This is a genomic window from Thermosporothrix hazakensis, assembly GCF_003253565.1.
Classification (GTDB): domain Bacteria; phylum Chloroflexota; class Ktedonobacteria; order Ktedonobacterales; family Ktedonobacteraceae; genus Thermosporothrix; species Thermosporothrix hazakensis.
The window spans coordinates 50,479-58,789 of record NZ_QKUF01000034.1; the positions used below are offsets into that span (position 1 = coordinate 50,479).

The window sequence follows — 8,311 nt, forward strand, 5'->3', positions numbered from 1 at the left end:
CGGCAGTTTTGACGGTGATCTATACCTTTATTGGTGTTGAACCAGTTTGTTCATTGCAGAGGCAGCTTGAATGTGAAGCTGCTGGTCAATGTGGGTGTAGATATTTGCTGTTATGGAAGATGCTCGCGTATGACCAAGCATCTGCCCTATAACCTCAATTGGAATTCCCATTGCAAAGAGGATTGAGGCTGTGCCATGTCGCAACCAGTGAAATTTGAATTTCCTCAAACGATACTTCTCAAGAATGCCGTGCTGATTGAGGAACGCTTTAAATTGTCTGCGAATAAGTGAGGTCTGTAGAAAGCCTCCTTTACGATTAGCAAACACTAAATTGAGTTGTTCCCAATTTTTGGTTTGCAATTTTTGTTTTAACTGCTTTACGCGGTATGCTCTGAGTGCCTCCACCGCAAAATCTGCGAGTACAATATTTCTTTTGCTGCTTTTGGTTTTGGGAGGGCCAATTTTTATTTCTTCTATTTCTATTAATGTACCTCGAACAGCAACCAGTGATTTTTCTAAATCCAGGTGTTCCCATCGCAAAGCGGCCAGCTCTCCGATCCGCATTCCTGTTGCTATCGCGAACAACACAATGAGAGATATTCGACTCTGTTCTTGTTCGAATTCCGCTTGAGCAATATCAAGAATATCTTGAATAATCACCACAATGTTTTCTGGCGGGGGCTCATGCATTTCCCCGTCTTGTGGCTGAGGGAGTTTAACCTTGTGGCAAGGATTCTTGACGAGCTTCTCAGCTTCTACAGCATCCTGGAAAGCCTTTTTATAAGTAGTATGCAGCGTGCGCATACTACTGGGTGCAAGATTGAGCGTATTATAGAAGCTCTGGATATGTTCTCTCGTTAGCTTTTGTAGCTGGATCTTCGCGATTGGATGGTTTAAAACATGCTGGATATGAGACTGATAGTTTTTGGTTGTGTGGGGCCTAATTCCCACTTTACAGGAATCAAGCCATTGTAATAAGTAATCACCTACTGTTTGACGAGTAGGGTCCCTCGCGATCTCTCCAGCGAGTACCTGCCTTTGCCGTTCTCGCATTTTCTTTCGAGCTTCAATCTCCGTTTTCCCATAAACGGAGATTTTCCTGCCTTCGTGAAAAATAATGGCTTCCCATCGCCCATCTTTGCGCTGATAAACAGAGCCATCTCCGTAGTGACTTTTTCGAGGCATGGTTCCTCTCCTTCCTCAGTTAGAATTGGAAACTACTTGTTTTTCGGACCGCGAGCCAGTCCCGCAAGTCCGAGGGGGAAACCCTTTTTGAATCTCCTATCCAGATAAAGGGTATTCCTTCAGGATTCCCTTCCTGTAATAAACGATATACAGTTGCTCTGCTTAACTTCAGAATTTTTATGAGATCAGCAGGTGTAAGTAGCGCTTCTATCTCTACTGGCTTAGGCTGTGGCTTTCCCCTTTTCATAAGCATCTTCCTTGATGGTACTAGGAGCATTTAGCTGTCGAATCTTGTTGAGATATTGAGTAAGCCATTGCGGGGTATGCCGCTCGCAGTAAAGCTGCTTGCCGTCAGGGGAAAAGTTGAAGTCCAATCCTGAAGCATCCAGGCTCTCCCAACAGATACAGCAGTTTCTGGGGAGTTCATCTGTTGCATCTTCTTGTGCAGGCTCCGACAGCTTCGTGAGTGAGGGGCTCGAAATCAAGTCATATGCCTGGATCCCTGTTTTGATCCAGGCGCGTATACTCTGGCCGGCTTTGAGCATGTCGTTGATGTCGTGTGACCAGGGCAACCAGCGGATCGCGTGCGGAATAAGTTGCTCAAGCTGTTTTGCCGCCCGATCACCAGGGCGTACCCCATGTTTATCCTCATCATCATCGAAGGCGATGAGGACACATTTGGCTTTCGATAGCCGTGCGAGCCAGCGCTCATTGCGACCGCGAGAGGTGCCGCCCGTCGCAAGAAACACGGCCAGATCTCCCGCTTCCTGCTGCCCGCTGAGTGCATCCAATTCAGATTCAACCAGTACAATCGGTTGATCGAGTGCTACCTGATCGACGTTATAGAGTCCATCCCCGCCGTTGGTGGGGATTTGGATGTATTTCGGAGACCCTTCGCGAAGACCAGTCAGGCGGCGCACATTGAGTCTCCAGATGTGGCCATCCCCTTGCCACGGGATAAGTATCCCTTCTGGGAGCCAGACTTTTTGGCATTGATCGGATTTCAATCCCCATTTCTCAGGCGGATCGCAATACCAGCGTCCGTCTTTCTTTAAAGGAATATAGCCTAACTGAGCATCTTTAATAGTCTGATCTGACAGCCCCCGCTCTCTCAGATACTGAAGCGCATGCTTACCGACCTCTCCCCAGAGGAATTTCTGACACAGTTCGAGACGTGCTCTGGCTTGCTTCTGCCAGTCTTCAGATGGTGGCATCGTGTCACCATACTTCTTTTTCTGCTTGAGCCGTTCAATAACTTTTCTTGACCTTTCAGAAATGCCTGGATTTGCATACTTTTCTCCTGTCGACTCGATGCCAAGACGTGAGCAAGCTTCTTTAAATGAGATCCCTTCATATTCTCTCAGGAAGGCAATGACATCGGGACCGTGCCGTCCACATCCGCTGCTGCGAATGGCACAACTGTACCTTCCAGTTTCGGAAAACATGAAACGATCAGTACTCCCCTGACACCAGGGGCAGGAGCCGTTCCACTGTATCTCTCCATTTACTCTCTTAGGCTTACCTGCGATTTGGACGTAGCGAGAGTAGAACGCTACGGGGTCAATGTGGCTCGTATCAACCATGTGTTCTCTCCTCTAGTCGTTAACAATCTGATAACGCGACTTTTTGCCCTCACGCAGCTCTATGAGCGTCCCAACTGCTACAAGCGCATTGAGTTTCTCTCTCAAAATGGCAGAATCATACCGCTTGAAATACATCCGGATGTCCCGGACGGTGGGAGGGATTTTAAATCTCTCTGTCAGACGTTCAATGATCTGGAGGAGTTTTCGTTCTGCCTGATCACTCAGGCTCTCGTCATCCATGTTGATCTGGGCATAGAGTATATGTAAACACTTTCTCCAGACCTCCGTAATCTCTCTGGCTTTTGCCCAATGACACATCTGGATATGCCCATCATTTTCGAGAGATGCAAACAGGCCTGCAATGCGTAAGGCCTTTGCAGGCAATCGCCCGTAGTTCCCTGCAAGGTCTTCAAATTGAGAATCTCGTACTATTCGCATAAGCGCAAAGAGGTAGTCGTAGAATGCTTTTGCAACGTCTTCGTCGACTTGGCAGACATTCTCTGGTAGCTCACCTCGTTTGACTTTGGTTTCGATGACATCGCCTTGCTTATTTGTTTTTTGGATGAATTCGACTTTTGGTATCCCTAACCGCTGATGCCATTTAACGAGAGGTTGAGTGAGGCTCATCGGGACAGTCATGCGCCCGATAGGGAAACGAGCCTCACTGTCGTCATTTGATGCAGCGGGTGGCGTGACAAACGCGAAACGGGCGAAGAACCCGTCTCGCCAGAACTTCGCTCCGCGACCGGCGTGAGGCCGCGCATCAGCCGGTGTCATCGACGCCAGAAGTGCCATATATGGCTTTTTTATTTCCTCTAGCCCACGGGTAATTGTGTCATAACTGGCTGTGTCAGCGCAGTCATCCATCCTTCGCAGTATCCCTTTGAAATCGCTCATTGCGCCGTTCTGCTGCATCATTGAGTCCAGGTGTTGCCCGAACTCGTCATAAAACCACCCAATCTGCCCACTAAATGCATACTTAAGCTGCGCAATAACTTGCTCCTCTGGCTCCATATCTTCATATCCCCTCGGAAGAGAGCCAGCCATATTCGACATCATTTTCTGGGGTGTCATTATGTCAGGCGCAAGCAACCAGGAAAGACCGGCCGCTTTGAGCACTTTTTGCGCAATTTTGGCCGTTGTCGATTTTGCATATTGTGTTGTGGGTGCAACAAGAGCAATAAAAAGCGGAGTATAGTTGTCCCCCAACGGGATTACAACTCTCCGAGCGGCTATGACTGAGAGGAGCCAAATCCCGACAGCCGTATGAAAATGCTTGTAGCCGCGAGGACTCCATGTCCTCGAGAAAACCTCGTATTCATGAAGCCATCGGCACGCCCCTTCTCCGACTTCGGGGGCAATATAGATCTCAGATGGCAGGGGAGGGATGTCAGGAGTATTGAGATTGAGATCTACGGGCTTCCCTTGCTCCTGTTCGGCAAACAGTGTTGCAAGTGCAGGATGTTGTTTTGCAAACATCCTGGCTGTAAGCTCCAGCGAGCGTGTTTTACCTGACTCCCTCGCTATTTCTTCGAGGATCTGCACTGCCTGTTCTAAATCTTCAAAATCAGGCCTGTCACTCTCAGGCGGTACCTGACCAGTTTGAAGAAGTTGCTGTAGGTACGCTCTTTGTTTTTCTGTACCTTTTGTGAGTGTTTCCATATAAGCCACCCTGAAAACAAGAATTGTCCCGTTTAAGTCCTCATTCTTGTTGCATAACTATGCATAATAATGTTTAACAATGATACCATTCATAGGCATGAAAGTCAACGAGCCTATAAAGTTGAGCTAGTTCTTCTGGCGCTCTCATGATAGGGCGTCAGAAGAACTGGAGTTTTCTGGCGTGGGGAATAATCACTCGTCTTCACCGCATGAACGAAAAGCCAGAGCTGGAAGAGAGTGGCGACGTTGTGCGCCAATCGTTTGCAGGAGCTGACGACGTATTTCCCATCTTCACGCAGTGTGGGATTCTCGGAGAGACTCTTTCAGCCTGAGAGAATGGCGATAAAGGATCGGTGGTCTGGAGCAACGCTTTCAACTGAGAAATCTCGTCCTGAAGACGAGACACCTCTTCTTCAGGCAGTCCGCCTTCAATCAGTGAGCCCAACGCTAAATCATCTTCTATCCGCTGGATGCGCGTTTTGATTTGCGCTCTCTCATCCTGCTCGGAAGGTGCCGGTGCAGGAGTTGCTTGCGCTCTCTCATCTTGCTCAGTGGCGATAGGCTGCATCGGGGGTTTGCAACCAGGGCGACCAAGCTTCACACGAAGCTCGCACATCTCTTTGACGGCGCGAATGTGCACGCATTCGCACGTCGCCGGGCAGGTGCAATGCCAGCGGCCATGTTCGCTGCACGTCACCTGGTAGTAGTTTTTTCCGTCCCGGCTCGGGGCAAGGTAGCCCAGGACTGCCCCTGTCGCCTTGTCATACACACGAATCAGTACGACAGGATGATAGGGCTTACGGACGGCCTGCTTGCGGGATGTGCGGGTTGCGAGTGCTGTAGTCATCTGATACAATTCCTTTCGTAGTTTTGTACTACCGCGTCGGCTCTGTCCTAGCTGGTAACTTGAACCAGAGATCGACGCGTTTTTTCTTTTCTGTGAGGTTGTATCCTCGTTGAGAGTAGTATAGCACCCCAAAATAGCAAAATCAAGACAAATTGGACAAATTTTTAAACACAGTACTAATAGGCCAAACTAGACATTCATCGTCATGAGATGATATACTAAACCTGTCAATTGACAGTCAAATGAACATCAACTGATGGTCAGATGACAGAGAGAAAGGGGTTCACACTAATGAATAAAGAAATTAGCAATGCAGAAGAAAAGCTTTCTGCTAATGCGGCTGGGAAACTACTTGGAGTAAGTGGCAAAACAGTTATTCGCATGATGGAAGCAGGAGACTTTCCAGGCTACAAGATTGGTTCCGCTTGGAAGTTTCGACGAGGTGATATTGAGAATTACCTTGAATCCAGGAAATTTGTAGGAAAGAAAGCAGTAGATAAAAGATCCGAAGAAGATGCGTAGCTCCGGCACACGGCGCCTTGAGGGCCTGGGAAACCTGCTTCGCTCCGTGTGCTAAAGCTTGATTACTATCTTTGTTAAAGTATAGCTCATCAGGCAAACCGTATGTATTGACGCATAGTCATAAGGGAATGGAAGAAATTCATGAATAATTTGCCGGTTCTGCTCAAATATCAGGGAATCCACATAGTTGATATCACGAGAAAAGGGGGTGCTCGGTGATCATATTCGCAAGCCTCAGTGACCGCCCGGCACATCGCGGGCGCGTTGTGACGTGTTGCGTCACCCTACAAGGAAGACCCGACAACATTGACTGCTTGACTCCCACGGCGGCCCTCGTCTATGGCTACAAAGCATGGCAGGGGGATGATCGCTTTACGGGCCAATACCAGCCAATCAGCCAGGGCGAGTACATACGCGGATATGCAGGCGTGCTCAAAAAGCGTGGGGCGCAGGTTCGGGCCTTCATCGACAGCTTGGACCCGAACAAGGATATCACCATCTGCTGTTTCTGTCCCCCACAGGCGTTCTGCCACCGGCAGTTATTAGCCCGGTGGTTTAAGAGTTATCGCCCTGACCTGGTGATCAAGCTCAAATAGTTTCAAGCCCCTGCGACGGCCAGCAGGGGCTTCTTTTTTGTTGCCAGAGCAGAGGGAAAAGTGTTGACGCTTCGGTTTTGTGTTGAATGGTGTTGAGGTTCCTCTCCAACGATTAAACTGGCTCTAGCAGGGAATTGAAGCCCTTTTGTTGACATGTTGACGTTGTTGATAATTAACTTAAAAAAACTACTCTATTATATAATATAAAATAAACTAATTTGTACTAACAACATAACATAATAATAATAATAATATGTTATTACTATTATTATTATTATTTGTATAGAAGGAGAATTTTCTTTTTCAACCATCAACAATGTCAACATGTCAACAAATTCGGTTCAGTCTGCTTGTAGCGCTGGTTTACGCGTGGAAGGTGAGCTTCAACATCCCTCTTCAACACCCCTGCTCTGTCAACATTTTCTTTCGCTCCCCTTTTTTAATCGCTTATTGTCAACAACGTCAACATGTCAACAACTGGCCTCTAGCAAGCTCCATAAGCCAGATGACGTGTTGCCTTATCCTTCAACAGCATGAATATGCCCGTCAACAATTCATCGGCAGTGAACTTCCTGCTGACGACCCAACGTCTTATGTTAATGAATGCTCTACGGCCCCAAATTTTGAAATTTTGGGGCATACAGAAGCTGAAAGCTCTATCTGGTAGTCTGGGGGGAAAAACAGGCAATTTTGGGGAAATTCCCTTTGAGGGATTGCACCAAAAAACAAGAAAACCCGCTGGCCTGACCACCAGCGGGTTTCTTGTTCTGTTTGTGGTTGTGTTCACTAACAACGAAAATCCTGCCCCGTTGAACGTAACGGGATAATCCTATTATATCATACTTATGTATGTTCGCACAGATGACAGTACTTCCTACTTTCTGCCAGCGTCCTGCACAGCTTTTGCCATGCAGGGAATACTTATTCGGCTGGCTCATCTGCCTCATCTGGCACATCTTCCAGAAGGTCACGCGTCTCCACGCCTAATGCCCCGGCAAGTTTTGCCAGGGTGTATGTGGTGACACCCTGGAAAGGGTTCTTAAATATATTTCTTATGGTTGAATAAGGGACTTCACTTTCTATGTGCAGCCTCGTCATAGACATGTTTTTCTCCTTGGCAATTTCTTTCACTCGTAGTCGGGTTTTCATCATTTAGCTCCTGCAAAATAATATCGCTGTCAGAACAACGCTGTATTTTTAGCATAGTAAAAACAGCGCTGTTTTGACAGTGAGAAAAAAATAGCGCTGTTTTTGAAGCGCCATAAAAACAGCGCTATTTTTATGGTAAAATAGAGAAAGAGAGGAACGTTCGAGTAGGGAAAGCGGGTGTGCAACGTGAGGGATCAGAAAGTAGTGGTAGTTGTTGATTGCTCAAAGACAAGCTGCAAAATTCTTGAAGTATGTTTGTCTCGTGCAGGCTTTCGGGTCCTCACTTTTGCGGATGAGAGGCAGGCATATAAGAATCTCATTGACTGTTTCGATCCGCCCGCCCTCTTCTTGATCGAAGTCAACTTGCCAGAAATGAGCGGGTATCAATTAGCCAAACTTTTCAGGGCACATCCGAAGCTTTCCGCTGTTCCGATACTTTTCCTCTCTCGACGCACCGGTGTCGTTGACCGCCTGAAGGCGCTTCTGGCAGGCGGCGCCGGGCTGATCCCGAAACCTTTGATTGTGCAAGATATCGTCGCAACAGTTCAGGAGAATATTCATGCAGCAGATCTCCCAACCGAACACATGCCAAAAATCGGAGACGACGCTTCTTCAGCTTCTGAAGAAACTGAATGATGCTTGGTTCACTTACCGTGAACTGCCAGATGGAAGCCAAGAGCGGAGAAAGGCAAATGAGCGCTTCCACCAGCTTCACAAGGAGCTGAGTCGCCTTGCACACATTCGCTTCACACCAGAGGGTTATGTTT

The 8,311-nt window shown here is 47.7% G+C and carries 10 protein-coding genes; 4 read left to right on the forward strand and 6 right to left on the reverse strand.

Annotated features, from left to right (window positions below):
• Window positions 1–27 precede the first annotated feature (27 nt).
• The 5 genes from EI42_RS27245 to EI42_RS27265 form a co-directional block, all read right to left on the reverse strand.
• Window positions 28–1,185 carry a tyrosine-type recombinase/integrase gene (locus tag EI42_RS27245; RefSeq protein WP_111325797.1) on the reverse strand — a complete coding sequence of 386 codons (1,158 nt, stop codon included), beginning with the start codon at window positions 1,183–1,185 and terminating at the stop codon, window positions 28–30.
• Window positions 1,186–1,204: 19 nt separating this feature from the next.
• Window positions 1,205–1,462 (reverse strand): helix-turn-helix domain-containing protein, encoded by a 258-nt coding sequence (locus EI42_RS35010; RefSeq protein ID WP_111325798.1) that lies wholly within the window; start codon window positions 1,460–1,462, stop codon window positions 1,205–1,207.
• Window positions 1,407–2,399, reverse strand: coding sequence for a toprim domain-containing protein (locus EI42_RS27255; protein WP_170142947.1), 993 nt, complete (start codon window positions 2,397–2,399; stop codon window positions 1,407–1,409). The genes EI42_RS35010 and EI42_RS27255 overlap by 56 nt, the downstream gene beginning before the upstream one ends.
• A 381-nt stretch (window positions 2,400–2,780) precedes the next feature.
• On the reverse strand, window positions 2,781–4,430 hold the full coding sequence (locus EI42_RS27260; protein WP_111325800.1) for a DUF3987 domain-containing protein: 1,650 nt from the start codon (window positions 4,428–4,430) through the stop codon (window positions 2,781–2,783).
• A gap of 202 nt (window positions 4,431–4,632) precedes the next feature.
• On the reverse strand, window positions 4,633–5,277 hold the full coding sequence (locus EI42_RS27265) for a hypothetical protein (protein ID WP_111325801.1): 645 nt from the start codon (window positions 5,275–5,277) through the stop codon (window positions 4,633–4,635).
• Between the two features lie 291 nt (window positions 5,278–5,568).
• Between EI42_RS27265 and EI42_RS27270 the strand changes: the two genes are divergently transcribed.
• The 3 genes from EI42_RS27270 (at window position 5,569) to EI42_RS33525 (ending at window position 7,222) form a co-directional block, all read left to right on the forward strand.
• On the forward strand, window positions 5,569–5,799 hold the full coding sequence (locus tag EI42_RS27270; RefSeq protein ID WP_170142948.1) for a helix-turn-helix domain-containing protein: 231 nt from the start codon (window positions 5,569–5,571) through the stop codon (window positions 5,797–5,799).
• 215 nt (window positions 5,800–6,014) lie between these two features.
• Window positions 6,015–6,395, forward strand: coding sequence for a DUF488 family protein, N3 subclade (locus EI42_RS27275; protein WP_137686210.1), 381 nt, complete (start codon window positions 6,015–6,017; stop codon window positions 6,393–6,395).
• A gap of 539 nt (window positions 6,396–6,934) precedes the next feature.
• Entirely contained in the window at window positions 6,935–7,222 is a 288-nt protein-coding gene (locus EI42_RS33525) for a hypothetical protein (protein WP_111325804.1), read from the forward strand.
• Between the two features lie 94 nt (window positions 7,223–7,316).
• Here the strand turns inward: EI42_RS33525 and EI42_RS27285 are convergent, their stop codons facing one another.
• Window positions 7,317–7,547, reverse strand: a complete 231-nt coding sequence (locus EI42_RS27285; protein WP_111325805.1) for a helix-turn-helix domain-containing protein — start codon at window positions 7,545–7,547, stop codon at window positions 7,317–7,319.
• A gap of 201 nt (window positions 7,548–7,748) precedes the next feature.
• On the opposite strand from EI42_RS27285, the gene EI42_RS27290 reads away from it, so the two are divergent.
• Window positions 7,749–8,180, forward strand: a complete 432-nt coding sequence (locus EI42_RS27290; protein WP_246046413.1) for a response regulator — start codon at window positions 7,749–7,751, stop codon at window positions 8,178–8,180.
• Window positions 8,181–8,311 lie beyond the last annotated feature (131 nt).